The 16,509-nt window shown below is 36.8% G+C and carries 12 protein-coding genes and 1 other annotated feature; of the genes, 5 read left to right on the plus strand and 7 right to left on the minus strand.

What is annotated here, in order from left to right; all coding sequences use genetic code 11:
- Positions 1–2: 2 nt before the first annotated feature.
- Together ACIQ1H_RS00480 and ACIQ1H_RS00485 are read right to left on the minus strand one after the other, a co-directional pair.
- A complete protein-coding gene (locus ACIQ1H_RS00480) occupies positions 3–884 on the minus strand; it encodes an NAD-dependent epimerase/dehydratase family protein (RefSeq protein WP_402885633.1) in 882 nt (293 codons plus the stop codon).
- An 89-nt stretch (positions 885–973) separates the two neighbouring features.
- Complete coding sequence (locus ACIQ1H_RS00485) at positions 974–4,054, minus strand: transglycosylase domain-containing protein (RefSeq protein ID WP_402885636.1); 3,081 nt, start codon at positions 4,052–4,054, stop codon at positions 974–976.
- 102 nt (positions 4,055–4,156) lie between these two features.
- Positions 4,157–4,359: a binding site (T-box leader), on the plus strand.
- 72 nt (positions 4,360–4,431) lie between these two features.
- On the opposite strand from ACIQ1H_RS00485, the gene tyrS reads away from it, so the two are divergent.
- Complete coding sequence (gene tyrS, locus ACIQ1H_RS00490; protein WP_173477562.1) at positions 4,432–5,700, plus strand: tyrosine--tRNA ligase; 1,269 nt, start codon at positions 4,432–4,434, stop codon at positions 5,698–5,700.
- An 86-nt stretch (positions 5,701–5,786) separates the two neighbouring features.
- On the opposite strand, the gene ACIQ1H_RS00495 is transcribed toward tyrS, so the two are convergent.
- Together ACIQ1H_RS00495 and ACIQ1H_RS00500 are read right to left on the minus strand one after the other, a co-directional pair.
- On the minus strand, positions 5,787–6,596 hold the full coding sequence (locus ACIQ1H_RS00495; protein ID WP_402885640.1) for a cobalamin-binding protein: 810 nt from the start codon (positions 6,594–6,596) through the stop codon (positions 5,787–5,789).
- 122 nt (positions 6,597–6,718) lie between these two features.
- Positions 6,719–7,921: an iron-containing alcohol dehydrogenase gene (locus tag ACIQ1H_RS00500; RefSeq protein ID WP_402885642.1), complete on the minus strand. Its 1,203-nt coding sequence runs from the start codon at positions 7,919–7,921 to the stop codon at positions 6,719–6,721.
- An 801-nt stretch (positions 7,922–8,722) separates the two neighbouring features.
- Here ACIQ1H_RS00500 and ACIQ1H_RS00505 point away from each other — a divergent pair.
- Positions 8,723–9,067 carry a KGG domain-containing protein gene (locus tag ACIQ1H_RS00505; RefSeq protein ID WP_402885645.1) on the plus strand — a complete coding sequence of 115 codons (345 nt, stop codon included), beginning with the start codon at positions 8,723–8,725 and terminating at the stop codon, positions 9,065–9,067.
- Positions 9,068–9,268: 201 nt separating this feature from the next.
- A complete protein-coding gene (locus tag ACIQ1H_RS00510; protein ID WP_402885648.1) occupies positions 9,269–9,826 on the plus strand; it encodes an integrase in 558 nt (185 codons plus the stop codon).
- 262 nt (positions 9,827–10,088) lie between these two features.
- Here the strand turns inward: ACIQ1H_RS00510 and rpsD are convergent, their stop codons facing one another.
- On the minus strand, positions 10,089–10,691 hold the full coding sequence (gene rpsD / locus ACIQ1H_RS00515; RefSeq protein WP_402885651.1) for a 30S ribosomal protein S4: 603 nt from the start codon (positions 10,689–10,691) through the stop codon (positions 10,089–10,091).
- A gap of 467 nt (positions 10,692–11,158) precedes the next feature.
- Here rpsD and ACIQ1H_RS00520 point away from each other — a divergent pair, with 467 nt between their 5' ends.
- A complete protein-coding gene (locus ACIQ1H_RS00520; RefSeq protein ID WP_402885653.1) occupies positions 11,159–13,042 on the plus strand; it encodes a sensor domain-containing diguanylate cyclase in 1,884 nt (627 codons plus the stop codon).
- A gap of 85 nt (positions 13,043–13,127) precedes the next feature.
- On the opposite strand, the gene ACIQ1H_RS00525 is transcribed toward ACIQ1H_RS00520, so the two are convergent.
- Together ACIQ1H_RS00525 and hisJ are read right to left on the minus strand one after the other, a co-directional pair.
- The gene (locus ACIQ1H_RS00525; protein WP_402885655.1) at positions 13,128–13,607 is read right to left on the minus strand and encodes a GAF domain-containing protein; all 480 of its coding nucleotides are present in this window, start codon (positions 13,605–13,607) and stop codon (positions 13,128–13,130) included.
- A 20-nt stretch (positions 13,608–13,627) separates the two neighbouring features.
- Positions 13,628–14,425 (minus strand): histidinol-phosphatase HisJ, encoded by a 798-nt coding sequence (gene hisJ / locus ACIQ1H_RS00530; RefSeq protein WP_402885657.1) that lies wholly within the window; start codon positions 14,423–14,425, stop codon positions 13,628–13,630.
- 199 nt (positions 14,426–14,624) lie between these two features.
- Here hisJ and ezrA point away from each other — a divergent pair, with 199 nt between their 5' ends.
- Positions 14,625–16,328 carry a septation ring formation regulator EzrA gene (gene ezrA, locus ACIQ1H_RS00535; protein WP_139860403.1) on the plus strand — a complete coding sequence of 568 codons (1,704 nt, stop codon included), beginning with the start codon at positions 14,625–14,627 and terminating at the stop codon, positions 16,326–16,328.
- Positions 16,329–16,509: the final 181 nt, after the last annotated feature.

The following is a 16,509-nucleotide window of genomic DNA, read 5'->3' on the forward strand; positions in this document are numbered from 1 at the left end:
CACTATTGCAGTTGTTTAACCAACTTATTTACAAGGCTAGGAAGCCATTCGTTTAGTTGGCTAAATGTGAACCCTGCTGCTTCTGCCTTTGTATTCGACATATACCAATGATTTGGAATTCCATAAGGTGATTGAGAATTTTCATCGCCGCCAACAAGTGAAACTTTTGCAAGTTTTCCAGTTTCCTTCTCAATTAATTCGAGTAATGCTTTCAATGAAATAGTGCCTGATGCTGTGGCATTGAAAGGACCTTCAATCGGTGAAACGCCAGCAAAATATAGAAATGCTGCTGCTTCATCATCTGAAATAAAACTCATTTTTGCATCAACATTCGGCAAAGAGATAGGTTGTGCCTTTAAAATGTGTTCTACATGGAAATGTAAGCGGCGTGTATAGTCGTGCTCTCCAAGAACAATTGGGAAACGCACAGAGACAACAGGGAATGTCGCTTCTTTATAAAGGACTGCCTCTGCTTGACGTTTACCTTCGCCGTATGAGAAATCATTAATATCGCCCATACGAATCTCGTATTTATATGGGTTAAAATCTGCCTCTGTTTTCATCTTTCCATCTGCTTCATAAGTAGCTAATGTAGAGGTGAAGACAAGCTTTTTCGTCTTGTTTTGTAGTAGCTGAGCCATTTCATGTGCTTCGTTCGGTGAATAGCAAATATTATCGTAGACGATATCCCATGTCGTATTAGCTAATGCTTTTGTTAATGCTTGAACATCGTTGCGATCAACAGTTATCTGTTGAACTTGTTCTCCAAATGGATTACCACTTTGGCCGCGAGTTAAAATTGTTACGTCATGTTTATTTTGAAGGCAAAGCTCCACTAATTTTTTACCGAAAAAGCGCGTGCCACCTAAAACTAAAATTTTCATTTTACCTACCCCTTTGCATAGTTGTCCTCTTAATAATGACAAAAAAATAGGCTTACTACAATTGAAATTTCATTGTAGTAAGCCTTTTATTATTCGGTTGGTGGATCTGTTGGAGGTGTCGTACCCCCATTATTTCCACCGCTGGAACCATTGCCGCCATTAGACCCGTTTCCGTTATTTTCGGAACCACTGCCATTATTAGACCCGTTTCCATTGTTGCCAGACCCGCTGCCATTGTTAGACCCGTTTCCGTTATTACCAGAGCCATTGCCACCATTGCCACCATTACCATTACCAGAGCCATTACCGCCATTTGACCCGTTTCCATTATTGCCAGAGCCAGAGCCATTGCCGTTATTCCCATTTGCAGGTGGTATAGGTACAGTAGGTGTTGTTGGTTTTTCTTCATCGTCCTCTTCATCTGGTTTTGTTTCACTGCCACCTGTTGAAACAACATTTGATTGTGGTGAAGTTAAACCTGTAATATCAACAGCAACAACTACATATGCTTGCCCACTAGCAACTGTCATACTTTGCGTAGCTTCTAGCACCGAAGAAACAAGGGTATTACCACCATTGGTAACATTATAAATTCGATAGCCTACTACGTCGTTAGACGAGCCACTCCAAGATAATGTGTTGCCATTAATTGAAGCATTTACAGCTGCAGGCGCACTTCCATCTGCTGGGAAATCGACCGCTGATACTGCTGAATTTGATAAAGATGAATTTTTAGGTAGTAGACTTGCTGGGTTACCTCCCAGTCTACCTAACATCCGTTTTATAAAGGCTTGGTTTATACCAGCACCACTAGCTTTTACAAATTCTGCTGGTGTATTTGGATGTGCATTATAAGTTTTACCTTGAATTGTTACAACACTCGATGAAGCTAAGCTATCATCAGGTTGTGACGGTAAAAATACTTTCGCGTTAAATAAGTCTGAACGTACAAGTCCTGCACTTGCACAAGCCGCAGAAGGTGCAAGGCCAGAAATACCACAGAATGAAGCAGTCACTACATTTTTTGGTGCCTTAAAGTTTGTTGAGGCATCGATTTGTTGTGGGTCTACATCATAGACTGAGTTCATTAATGTACCCCATAGTTTGTTAATGCGGGCACTTGGTTGCAAGTACGTATTATTAAATGCATCAAGTGAGCGTTGTTTATCGTAGCCCATCCAGACACCAAGGGAAATATTTGGATTATAACCAACTACCCAAACGTCATTCGTGTTTTGCGAAGTACCTGTTTTCGCTGCAAAATCAGAATTGAATTTTAGTGTATTTTTTGCAACTGTTCCTGTGCCTTTTGATAGTACATCTCGCAACATATCTGTCACGATATAAGATGTTTCAGGACTAAATACTTGTACAGGTTCTGCTTCATGTTGATAAATAAGATTACCATCTTGGTCTTCTATTTTTTCAATCATATAGGCATCAACAAACTGACCACCATTCGCAAAAGTAGCATAAGCATTTGTATTTTCTTCAACAGTTGTACCTATTTCTAAAGCCCCAATACCTGTTGAAAGGTTTGTATAATCTTCAGGTTGTAAATCCGAGAAGCCCATTTTTGCTAAAAACTCAGCGGGACGTCTATTTAAAATGTCATAATATAGGCGTAGGGTTGATATATTTAGAGAGTCAGCTAACGCTTCACGCGCAGGAATAAGACCGCGTTCATCGTTCGCCGAAAAGTTCTTAGGACTCCAATCGCCAATAGCGAACTTAACGTCAACTAAGGGACTCCCTGCACCAATCACGCCATATTCAATTGCAGGTGCATAAACAAGTAAAGGTTTCATTGTTGAACCATTTGAACGGGTAGAGCGAGTTGCGTGGTTTACTTGACTCGTTTTAAAATCACGACCACCTAGGAAACTTAAAATTCGTCCTGTGCTATTTTCGATTAAAATACTACCCACCTGTACAGGCATTTGCACATCTATTTCCTCACCTGTTACAGGATCTTTGCCTTTACCTGTATACGTTTGTCCGTAATATTTAAAGTTATCTGCCGCTTTTTGCATGGCATCGTACATATCCTTATTAATAGTGGAATAAATACGATAGCCTTTTGAACGAACGTCGCGGTCAGCTAAGATTGAATATTTTTCTTCTAATTTACTTTCTGTTTTTAAGCGTTCTGGATCGATGCCATCTTCTTGCGCTAACTTTTCAGCAATAATTTGCTTCGCGCGGTCTTCCAGTTCAAACGTTAACCAAGGATAACGATCTTCTGGACGTGCTTCTGGCGAACGGAAGTCTTTTGTAATGTCGTAAGCGAGGGCTTCTTTATATTGTTTCTCATTGATGTAGCCTGCTTCTCTCATACGATAGAGTACCGTTTTCATACGATCGATGCCTAGTTTTAAAGCTTCTTCACTTTTTAGCACACCTGTATTTGTAAATGGTGTGTAAGTATAAGGTGCTTGTGGAATACCTGCTATGTAAGCGGCTTGAGGAAGTGTTAAATCCTTTGCCTTCACATTAAATATACCTTCAGCTGCGGTTTCAATACCTGCGATATTGCGTCCAGTTGCATTTCGACCATAAGGAATAATATTTAAATAGGCCTCTAAAATTTCTTCCTTTGTCATAAAGTGTTCTAAACGCATTGCTAGTAATAGTTCTTTTGCTTTACGCTCATAGGAAACTTCATTTGTTAACACTTGGTTTTTAATTAGTTGTTGTGTTAACGTAGAGCCACCTGTTTGCGTAGCAGAGTTCGTTACGTCCTGTAGTAGCCCTCGAATTACGGCTTTAGGAACGATCCCATTATGCTCGCGGAAATATTCATCCTCTGTTGCAAGTACTGCATTAATTAAGTCAGGTGCAACAGCGTTAAGAGATGTTTCACGACGTTCTAAATCCGTACGCAATTTCCCAATATAAATATTGTTGGCAAAATAAATTTCACTTGTTTCCTCATAGTTGAAAATAAGGTCTCGTAATTCATCTTTAGAGCGTAAAGGCTCTTCTTTTACAAGTGAGGCAAAATAGCCGGCGCCAACAGAACCAACAAATACTGTGCCTACCAATGCAAAGACTAAAAATAGTAAAAATAAGTTCCAGACTACACTGCCTGAAATACGTAATGTCTTCATCCATTTTTGTTCGAGTAATTCATCGATCTTTGCATTGATTTTCTCAATCCAATCTTTCAAGGTATCGACCTCCTAAAATCTTGTTTATTATAGCATATAATGAATTGCCTCGAACATAGTTATTGACATTGAAAGAGAATCGTATAGAATAATGCTTATAGTTTTCTAGTGATGAAGAGTTTGCAGTAGTGTCTATATTCCCTGTTTAGAGAGCTGGCGGTTGGTGAAAGCTGGTCATAATGTAGAGACGAATTACGTACTTGGAGCTTAGACGTGCGCGCCTGCGATAAAGGCGGTTGAATGAGAGGAAGATGGATGACATCTTCAAGCCGGGTGGTACCGCGTTAGTTATTAACGTCCCTGCATGCAAAATTTTTGCGTGTAGGGACTTTTTTGTTTCTACACGCTAAAGAAAAACAATTTAGGAGGAAGAAACAATGACAAACGAATTATTACAAGATTTAGAATGGCGTGGTTTGCTGTACCAACAAACTGACGCTGAAGGCATGGAAAAACTTTTGGCTGAACAGTCTGTTTCACTATACTGTGGTGTAGATCCAACTGCTGACTCTATGCACATCGGTCATATCGTGCCTTTATTAACGCTTCGTCGCTTCCAAAAAGCAGGCCACCGTCCAATTTTACTTGTAGGTGGTGCCACAGGAATGATCGGGGACCCATCTGGTCGCTCTGAAGAACGTCAACTTCAAACAGTGGAGCAAATTGACAAAAACGTGCAAGCTATTCGAGGCCAATTAGAGCGCATTTTTGAATTTGCAGAGGATGGAAATGGAGCGCAACTTGTTAACAACCGTGACTGGATTGGGAATATTAGTACAATTGAATTTTTACGTGATTACGGGAAATTAATTAATGTTAATTACATGTTAGCAAAGGATACGATTGCTTCACGTCTTGATACAGGTATTTCATTTACAGAATTTGCGTACACACTAATCCAAGGTATTGATTACAATCATTTATACAACAACTACAACTGTCGCATTCAAGTGGGCGGCTCAGACCAATGGGGCAATATAACAACTGGGTTAGAAGTAATTCGTAAAACACATGAAGAAGAAACAAAAGCATTTGGTATTACGATTCCATTAGTAACAAAAGCAGATGGGACGAAATTCGGTAAAACAGCTGGTGGTGCGGTATGGTTAGATAGTAAGAAAACATCTCCATACGAGTTCTACCAATTTTGGATTAATGCTGCTGATGCAGACGTTGTAAAATATTTAAAAATCTTTACATTCTTATCACAAGAAGAAATTAACGCATTAGCTGCATCTGTAGAAGAAGAGCCACATTTACGTAAGGCGCAAAAAGCTTTAGCAGAGGAAATGACACGCTTAATCCATGGTCAGGAAGCTTTAGATCAGGCTATTCGCATTACTGCTGCACTTTTCTCTGGCGATTTAAAAGCTTTGTCGGCTGAGGAAATGAAGGATGCGTTTAAAGATGTTCCTTCTATTGAAATGGCGAAAGAAGAGAAAAATATCGTGGATTTACTTGTGGAAGCAGGGATTTCATCATCTAAACGTCAAGCTCGTGAAGATGTAACAAATGGTGCAATTAGCGTGAATGGTGAAAAAATCACGGATTTAGAATATATCGTAGATGAAAAAGATCGCTTAGAAGATGCATTTAGCATTGTGCGTCGCGGTAAGAAGAAATACCATATGGTGAAATTCGGATAGATTGGGTGCCTGTCACTCACACAATTCTCACACAATTCTCACACAATTCAACATCCCCTCGTTACTTCGAGGGGATGTTTTTGTTTTTAGCATTCTAAAAAGGATGGCAGAGCTATTTGCTGATAGCTTTGAGGGTGTAGAAGCTGCGCGAGTTTTAGGGCGCCCTCCACAAGTCGAGGGGAAGGGCGACAGTACAACCATTCTTCCATTACATGAACATGTTGTTTTTGAACAGCCTGAAGTTCGTTGGCCTGTGGACGTTTCAATAAATGGGCTGGTTTAATGCGCTCATAGGCAACACCGACCCATGCCATTAAAATATAATCTGGATTACGTCTTATAATCTCTTCCCAGTCTGTTTGGACATTTGCTAACTCAATATCGTGGAAAAGATTTTGGCCACCTGCAAGAACGCTAATTTCAGTTAACCAATTGACCTTTCCAGGCGTAAAAATAGGATTTGGCCACCATTCCCAATAGAGTGTCGGTTTTTCTTGAATTGTTTGGGCAATCGTTTGAAGCTGTGCGATAAAGTGTAAATATTCCTCAGAAATCTTTTTGGCATGCTCCTCTACGCCACAAGCAATACCCAGTGTTATAAGGTCCTGAGCAATTTCATTTAACGAGTTGGCATTAAAGACGATGTGGGGAATGTTTCTCTCCTGTAATGCCTCTATGTTTTTTTCCATGCCAGGTACACTTAACGATGCAAGGACTAAGTCTGGCTTTAATGTCTCTAGTGCATCCATATCAATGGATAAGTCTGGTCCAAGCTTTGGCAATTCATGCACAGCTAATGGCCAATCTGAAAAATCATCAACACCTACAAGTTGATCGGTTAACCCTAAATAGGCAACAAGCTCTGTATTGCTAGGGCAAATTGAAATTAAACGCATATGTGTCCCCCCATATCTTTTTAAGAAAAGTATAGCTTTCACTAGACGCACATACAATAAGCGATTGCTTTTTGCTCAAAAAAAGACGTGCCTCATTGAGACACGCCATTGTTAAGATAATTTTAAGAAAGTGCAACAGCTTCAAGAGATGCTGATTTTACTACAGGTCCCATTGCTGCTGTAATGATTTGTTTAATGTCCTCTAATGTAGCTTTACGAGGATTTGTTGCAGCACAAACGTCTTGCATAGCATTTTTTGCTAAAATTTCGATATCCTCATCCTTCGCGCCTAATTCACGGAAGCCACTAGGAATATTCAAGTCTTTAGACAGTTTTTCTATGGCAGTAATTGCTTTTTCTGCAGCGTCACGTTTACTGATGCCTTCAATATTTTCTCCTAACAATTCAGCGATACGAGCAAAACGCTCAGTGCGCGCAGTTAAGTTGAAGCGGCAAACGTGTGGCAGTAAAATCGCATTACATACGCCATGTGGTAAGTTATAGAAGCCACCTAGTTGGTGAGCGATAGCGTGTACATAACCAAGTGAAGCATTATTAAACGCCATACCAGCTAAAAATTGTGCATAGACCATTTGTTCACGTGCTTCTAAATCAGCACCATTTGCGTATGCACGTGGTAAAAACTCAGGTACTAGCTGAAGTACTTTTTCTCCGCATGCATCAGTAATAGGAGTTGCGTCTGTCGATACAAATGATTCGATGGCATGTGTTAATGCATCTAAACCAGTTGCAGCAGTTAGAGCTGGAGGTAAACCAATCATTAACTCTGGATCATTAATCGAAACTAGCGGTGTAACGTGCTTGTCAACGATTGCCATTTTAACTTTACGTTCAGTATCTGTGATGATTGTAAAACGTGTCATTTCACTCGCCGTACCCGCTGTTGTATTAATAGCGATTAATGGTACCAGTGGGTTTTCTGATTTGTCCACGCCTTCATAGTCATGAATGCGTCCACCATTCGAAGCAATAAGTCCGATACCTTTTGCTGCATCATGTGCACTACCGCCTCCAAGAGATACGATTGAATCACAGTTTTCTGCATGATAGACAGCGATTCCATCTTCAACGTTTTGATCTGTTGGATTTGGTTCTGCTTTAGGGAAAATTGCAACATCAATTCCAGCTGCTGTTATGATGTTAGCAATTTGCTCTGAGAGACCTAGTTTGTGTAAGCCCTCATCTGTTACGATCAATGTCTTCTTCACTTCTAAATCATTTAAGCGTTTACCAACTTCTTGAATTGCTCCAGGTCCAAATAAGTTTGTTTTTGGCATTACAAATTGCTTTAGAACGTCTGACATATTTCCAACCCCTTTTAAAAAATTGTTATTGCTTGAATGATGGTGAACCACCTTTCGAAATCCATATTATTCTATTTTTTTTGAAAGTTCAAGACGAATTTTTATTAAAATTGTTAATTTTATTGCTGTTATTATTTCACAAAAAAGTAACTGATAACATGATATTATGGAAGTTAATTAGGAGTAGGATGGTTGATTTGAATACGTTTAAATAAATATTATCGTATAAAAGTAAAATATATTTTTTGGAAATTAGTTCTATTTACGAGGTGGAATGAATAGTAAATAAATGATATACGGTTGTTAATATAATGATAGTGTTTATGTTGTTTGGAAAGTGAAAAATTGCTATTTTAATGTACAGAAAAATTTACAATTTATTAAACTCTATTTTTTGTGAATTTGTCTGACAATTTTCCCTAATAAATAGAGTTGTAGAAGAAGGGAAGTTGAATGCTTTGAATGCAAAGTTCACAAGACTAATGTGCTTTATTTTTGATTGGCAGGCTATTGAGCATAAAAATGAAAAATTAGTCGGACGGATGTATGGAAAAAAAGGGTCATTACAAAATATATAAAAAGGGAATATAAAAACTGTTTATAGAACGTTGATGCTCTATCAAAACATTACCTTTTTACATTTAAATACTTTTGAATTCGATAAAGAAAACTAGCAGCTATTTTTATAAGTTTAAAGAAAATAATAGACTTTTTTAAAAATAATGTTTAGCCATGTAGAGACTGGGAATATAAATAGTGAGCTAGTCAATAGCTTGAAAAAATTATTTAGGAGGAATTATAATGGCTAACAAGCAGAACAATCGCAACAGAAACAACAATGAAAACATGACTGTAGAAGAAGCGGGTCGTAAAGGCGGAGAAGCTACCTCCAAAAATCATGATCATGATTTTTATGAAGAAATTGGACGTAAAGGTGGCGAAGCTACGTCTAAAAATCATGGTCAAGAATTTTATCAAGAAATTGGACGTAAGGGTGGAGAAGCTACCGCTGAAAACCACGACGACGATTTTTATGAAGAAATAGGTCGTAAAGGTGGAGAAGCACGCAGCAACCAGCGTAGTAACAACTCCAATGGAAACCAAAATCAACGTAACAAAAATAATAACAACAACAATAACGACTAATTAAATAGTATGTAAAGCCTTAAACAAGCAAAGAGGCGTTTGTAGTTTTTAACTACAGACGCCTTTTTTGATGGAAAAAATCTCATTTCCTCTAAATAAACAGGATAAATCTGTTGTATTTCTCCTAATTTTAGTATATATTTAATCCGCTTCTAATAAATTTTCATTAGCTTGTTTTCAGAGGAAATGAGGAAAGAGATAATGACAACATTGAATAAAGAAAAAGAACTAAATGATATAATTCATTCCGTTATGCAATCTGTAGGGCTAACGGTAGCAATAAAACAAGATCATTCTGGTATTAATATGAGTTATAACTTTATTGGGGATTATATAGGATTTGATGCAAAAAGATTAGTAGAAGCAAGAAATGAGCTAATGTTACCACTTCCACTTGAGGTTTATGTAAAAACAATTACGTTACATGAATTAGGTCATGCTGTAGACCGTGAGGCACTACAAGCATCACTTCCTAGAACGATTGAAATTTTTAAAATGAAAAAACAGCATGCCAAAACGGAAATTTATCGTAATGAACGCCTTTTATCTATGATAATTGAAGAGCACCAAATGAATATTCAATTCGAGGAAACTGCATGGGAAAATGCATGCAAACTTAATAATACACTTCATTTAATAGATCAAAAGGACTTTGACTATATAAAGCAACATAGCCTAGCGACATATCATAAATTATACGAGCAAGATTTACATGTATATCATAACCTTTTAAGCCAGCCTGTTTTACAGTTAGCATAGATAAGCGTACTCGGCACTCAAAATTGTTTGAGTGCCTGACACTGAAAGTCACTCATTTGAAAATAATGAGTGACTTTTTTTCATAAGGAGAGATAATTATTATTCAAAATAGTCAGTCGGCTAGGTTCATTTACCTAGGAGAAGTTGGTTTGAAAAGTAGGAGAATTATTATGAAATTGTTGTTTAACACAAAAACCCCGCAAACCCTTGAATAAACAAGGTTGCGGGGTTTAAGAAACGAAAACAATCTAACGTTAAAAAATTAACGAGAGTAGTACTCTACGATGAATGCTTCGTTGATTTCAGCAGATAGTTCAGAACGTTCTGGAAGGCGAGTGAATGTACCTTCTTTTTTGTCTGCATCAAAAGTTAAGTAGTCAGGTACGAAGTTGTTTACTTCGATAGCTTCTGTTACTACAGCAAGGTTTTGAGATTTTTCACGAAGAGAAATCGTTTGACCTGGTTTAACGCTGTATGATGGAATATCAACGCGTTTGCCATCTACTAAGATATGACCGTGGTTTACTAATTGACGAGAACCACGACGAGTGCGAGCTAAACCTAAACGGTAAACTAAGTTGTCAAGGCGAGTTTCAAGAAGGATCATGAAGTTTTCACCGTGAACACCTTTCATTTTACCAGCGCGGTCAAATAGAGTACGGAATTGACGTTCAGTCATACCATACATATGACGAAGTTTTTGTTTTTCTTGAAGTTGTAAACCGTATTCTGATAATTTTTTACGTTGGTTCGGGCCGTGTTGACCTGGTGCGTAAGGACGTTTTTCGATTTCTTTACCAGTACCGCTTAGTGAGATACCAAGACGACGTGATAATTTCCAAGATGGACCTGTATAACGAGACATATTGTTGTCTCCTCCTTTAAATTTGGTTTTTTTGTTGTAAAACAAAAACCAGTAGTACCCATTCTTATACGCATTTTATTTTCATGTATTTTCGCCTATGCAGCCATTAGGTTACATAATACACCATCTATTTGTAGCTGAGACACTTTGAGAAGTAATACTCAGTAAAAGAGAGGAATAAAATACAGTAATAAGCTTATACCACTGCTGCGTTTATTTTACACAACCTTCATTGTAACTGCTTAAAGCGTAGACGTCAATTATTAGTATTGCTATTTTTAAAAAGGTCTATAGTAGGAATTTCCTTGAAAGACATTTTCCACTACTACGAAATGGTTATTGATACGGTATTAAATGTAAAATGTAAAAGTAAGGCAGAATTAAATAGTCAAAATGACACAAATTATGTATAATACATTATAAGTTAATAGTAATTGATTTGTACGTTATATAGAAAAGGTGATTTCATGACAGACCATTTACAAACGCTGAAATATATAAAATCTGATGTTTTGAGCATTTGGGTGAGTTCGAATGGAGGACTAATTAGTTTTAATGAGTATTTTTATTCATTTAAACAGTGTCTAAAGAAGCACTTGAAAATTGAAAATGCGGCATTTCTTAGCTTTGAAGGTAATAGTTTAATACCTGTGGAAGAATTAGCTAATTTAACAATTGAAACAAAACTAAATGCTGTGTCATGGCTAATGATAGAAGCCAGCTTTTACCAACAAAAAGTGGTGAAGCTTCCTTATATATTAAAAGAAAAAACAGCCTATAATATGATGACAGATATGGTGCTTTTCCAGGCGGAGGGCAAAGATCCTATTGGTGTGTTGCTTGTAGAAGCCACCGATACTTGGACGGACTTTATGACTTCGGATTATGGTGAAGAGTGTGTAGAAATACTTACGAAAGTTTTACAAACTTTGATTGAAAACTTAGAAGTAAAATTGAATGAAGATCAATATAGAAAACTTTATAATATGACGGACTTATTTCATTCAACAATGGATATTGATTTAATTTTAGAGAATGTATTAAAAAATATTAGAGATAATTTCCCTGAATTTAATGTGGAGCTTATATTATCCAACGATCAAGATCGACATACAACAATTGATATCAAGCTTTTTGATTACTTATCAGAAAGACCTGCTACAATTGAAGCTTTTGTATCAGGTGAGTTAACAACCGAACTAGCTGGAGATTTGAATTGTCGATTATTAAACGCTCCTATAAAAGGGAGACAAGCCATTTATGGGATTTTACAAGTTAGTGCACCAACCACATACCTTTTCTCAGCAACTGAAAAAGATTTTGTGCGCATGCTCGCACAAGCATCTGGCAATGCACTAGAAAATGCCAAGTTATATCATCAATCGCATCGCCTCGTAAGTGACTTACAACTTATCAATGAAACATCGCATCGATTAAATATGCGAATTGATATTAATGAAATGTTACTTTTCCTACAAAAACAATTAATGAAGTCTTTCCAACCAATGGAAGTTTGTTTCGCTTTTAAAGATAATGCTACTTATGTAGTGAAAGATGCTAGTACATCCTTATTTAAATCAGACGAAGGCAAGACTTATATAAATCATGTTGAACAACATTTTGAGCATACAAATGATCCACTTTTTATAGCCGATTTTAGCAGGTTAACCCCAAATCAAATAGAATATCGTTCAATAATGGCGATTCCTATATTAATGGAGGAAAAAATAAATGGCTTTAGTATCGTCTTACACAAAGAGCCGTATTTCTTTTCATTTGATAGCTTTAAGCTAATGCAATCTTTAATCCATCATTCTTCATTAGCGATTGCAAACTCTATTTTACGAAATCAGCTACAAGAAATGGTTGATCGAGATCATTTAACTAAATTATATGCACGCAGTTATTTAGACCAATTTGTAGAAAAATCATTAAAAACAGATCAATCAGGAATGTTTTTATTGATTGATATTGATAATTTTAAACGCATTAATGATACCTATGGTCATCAAATAGGGGATAAAATTCTTGTGCAAATTGCTGTGCAACTAGAGGAAACAATAGGTGCCAGTGGTATTTGTGCTCGTTGGGGTGGAGAGGAAATGTCGGTGTACGTACCAAATGTTGATGAGCAAAAAGCGATTGAACTTGCTTCAACAATTGTAGAAGTAATACCGAATGCAACAGATCCTCAAGTAACCATTTCAGCAGGTCTTATTACATGGGATCAACTCTATAAACCAGCCTTTCAATCTGTTTTCCTACATGCGGACACAGCTTTATACGAAGCGAAAAACAATGGGAAAAATAGATTTTGTATCCATGATCGAACTTTACAAACAAATGCATAAACTATGTTATACAATAAAATGCCCCGAAATGATATATTTATAATCCATTTCAGGGCATTTTTTAGTGGCAACTTGTAGCCGTTTTTTAAATATGAAGCAACAATGTTTTGACAAAATGTTCTAAGCCAACTTGATCTTCAGCAGAAAAGCGATTTTTAATCGGGCTATCTATATCAAGCACGCCAATCACCTTCTCTTGCTGAATGAGTGGAATAACGATTTCAGATTGGGATGCAGCATCACATGCAATATGCCCAGGAAAGGCGTGTACATCATCTACAACAAGCGTTTCTTTTTTTGAAACAGCGGATCCGCAAACGCCACGTCCAACTGGAATTCTTACGCAGGCAGGTAAGCCTTGGAATGGACCTAAAACTAGCTCTTCTTCTTGTAATATGTAAAAGCCAACCCAGTTAATGTCAGGGAGGAATTGATTAAGCAATGCAGAGGCGTTGCTTAAATTAGCAATACGATCTGTCTCACCAGAAAGTAGTGCATCTAATTGCTTTGTTAATGTCTTATATTGATCGACGATGGATCCTTCATAATTAATTTGTGTAAACATAATAGCACCCCGTTTAAATGTTATATAATTGGAAATAGAGTTTTATAATGCTGATGTAAATCAGCAGCAGTATGTGCATCTGAACCGAAAACGACAGGCAATCCAATCGTTTTACTATAATTAATAAAGGCAAATGGTGGATAAGGTTCTTGGCAATGTGTTTTACTTAAACCAGCACTATTTAAATCTAACTCATATCCCTTTTGCTGCATAGTAGTTAATATTTCCTGAATGCGGACAGTATCATCAATTTTCATATTATGGGCTAGTTGAAACTTATGAACTAGTGTTGGATGTCCGATACGCTTCGGTTTATATTGACCTAAATCTGCTTCTATCGATTGTAGGACAGTATCATAATATAAATGATAGACTTGTTCAATAGAACCTACCTTTTTAGCAAAAGCGATAAAATTCTCGGCAGAAAAATCGATGCATTCATAGGTGTTTTGCCACTGTAAAAAATGCACTGAAAGAATAGAGTCATCTAAAAAATGCCCATATGTATCAAGGAATTTACGAGTTTCTTGCTCAAAGCCTTGAATATAGTCTATCTCTAAACCAATCCGAATGCGAATATCTTGTGCATATTGCTTTTGAAGTTGCTGTAAATCTTCAAAATACGGCAATAAAAAATCTGGTTGCATGCCACTATCCTTTTCGGGTGTAGGGTCGCTAAAATTGAAGGGCAATGGTGCATGCTCTGTAAATGTAATATCGGTAAAGTTTTCAGCAATAGCTTTTTCAATATATTGTGTAAATGAATCAGATGTCCCATGTGGGCAATAGGGGCTATGGATATGGCCGTCTCTTTTCATACATATTACACTCCTTTAACTAGTAAAATGATATATACATATTTATGCTCTATGTTCAATGACACAGGCGGAACTGTCAATATGTAGGTCGTGAATACACTTTTCTGAAAATCACTCAAATTTTAGTACAAAAGGCGAAAACATAGTATATAATGAATACAACTAGCCAATTCGTTTATTGTAGAATAGGAGGCTTACGATGGAGTATATCATCATTCCAATTATCCTACTATTAATATTAGCCATAGTAGGATTAATGATGCGAAGAAAACATACAACAATCATTTCTCAACTTGAAAATGAAAAATTACAAATACAAAACAATCCTATAAATGAGGAAATTTCCAAAGTTAAATCTTTAAACATGAATGGTGAAACAGAGGAAATGTTTGAACGGTGGCGTAATAGTTGGGATGAAGTCATCGATGTACATATGACAAAAATTGATTCGCTTCTATTCGACGCTGAAGATCAAATCAACCGTCTTCGTTTTAAAAGAGCAACGTTAATAGAACGTGAAATAGAAGATTATATTCTTAAGTGTGAAAAAGATAAAAATAAAATCTTAGAAGAACTTAATGAATTAATTGGCAGCGAAGAAAAAAACCGTATTGAAATTGAACAGCTAAAAGAATATTATCGATCAGCACGTAAAACATTGCTTGCGCATCAACACTCATTTGGTGTCGCATTACCAGCACTTGAACAAAAATTAGAAGTATTTGTTCAAAAATTTGAAGAATTTGATGTACTCACAAGTGAAGGAAATTATTTGCAGGCACGTGAAATTGTCATTAACTTGAATCATGAATCACAGCAAACTTTCGAATACATTAATGACGTTCCTACTATTTTAACGGAACTACAAGTAAAGTTACCAGGTGCGATTCAAGAATTGCGCAATGGTCAACGTGAAATGGAAGAGCAATCGTACTATTTGCATCATTTAGAGTTAACAGAAGCGTTGGACAAACTGGAAGTTGAATTTGCAAAGTTAAAAGAAGAGCTTGCGGAGCTGAATATAACAGTTGTCAAACCTCGGGTTGCAGAAATAAATGAAGAAATCGACCATTTTTATGACTTGCTTGAAAAAGAAGTAATTGCTAAAAATTATGTAGACCAAAATTGTGAGCGATTATTAGGTTCTATTACAAATGTTATAAGCTCAACTCGATTAGTAAGTGATGAAGCAACATTCGTTCAGCAAAGTTATCATCTAAATGAAAAAGATGCTGAAATTCCAAAGGCTGCTTTAAAACAATTAGAAGCACTCCAACGTCGCTATGATTTATTGGCAATACGAGTTGCTGAGGAGAAATCCGCTTATTCAAGTCTACAAGAAGAATTAATCGAAATTAGCGAAGAATTAGAGCGCATTCATGAAGAGCAAGGACATTTATCCAATACAATGAAAAAGCTCCGCATTGATGAAAATAAAGCTCGTACACAAGTGGAAAACTTGAAAAAAACGCTTCAAGAAACAGATCGCCTGTTAAATAAGGCGAATATTCCAGGTATTCCTGAAGAGATGGATGCTCGTTTAGATGAGGCTGCAGAGCATATTTATGTTGTTATGCAAAGTCTTCAAGAAGTTCCACTCAATATGGGAACAATCCATAATAACTTAAATGCAGCAACTCTTTGCGTTGAGGATGTTCACGCGAAAGCACATGAATTAATTGAGAATGTCATGCTTATCGAACGGATCATTCAATATGGTAATCGTCATCGTGCAACGAACCCAAAATTAAACGCTCGTTTAAAAGAAGCGGAACAAGCATTCCATCAATACCGTTATGCGAAGGCTTTAGAAGAAGCTGGAACGGCGGTAGAGGAAATGGAGCCAGGTGCATTAAAACGCATTGAGGCAATTGTTGCGGAAGAGACGCTTACAAAGTCTTAAAAATGGAAATGAATAAACAATAATACAGCCACCTACATATTAGGTGGCTATTTTATTTTCTATTGTTAAATTAGCTTTAGCAATACGTGTGATTCTAGTTTACTATTGGTAGTTTATTCAATAAATAGGTCATCAACAAGAGATGGTAAATGACTAAATTAGAATAATAGTAGTCAATCGC

Origin of the sequence: Lysinibacillus sp. NPDC097279 (assembly GCF_044761745.1) — a bacterium.
Taxonomy (GTDB): domain Bacteria; phylum Bacillota; class Bacilli; order Bacillales_A; family Planococcaceae; genus Lysinibacillus.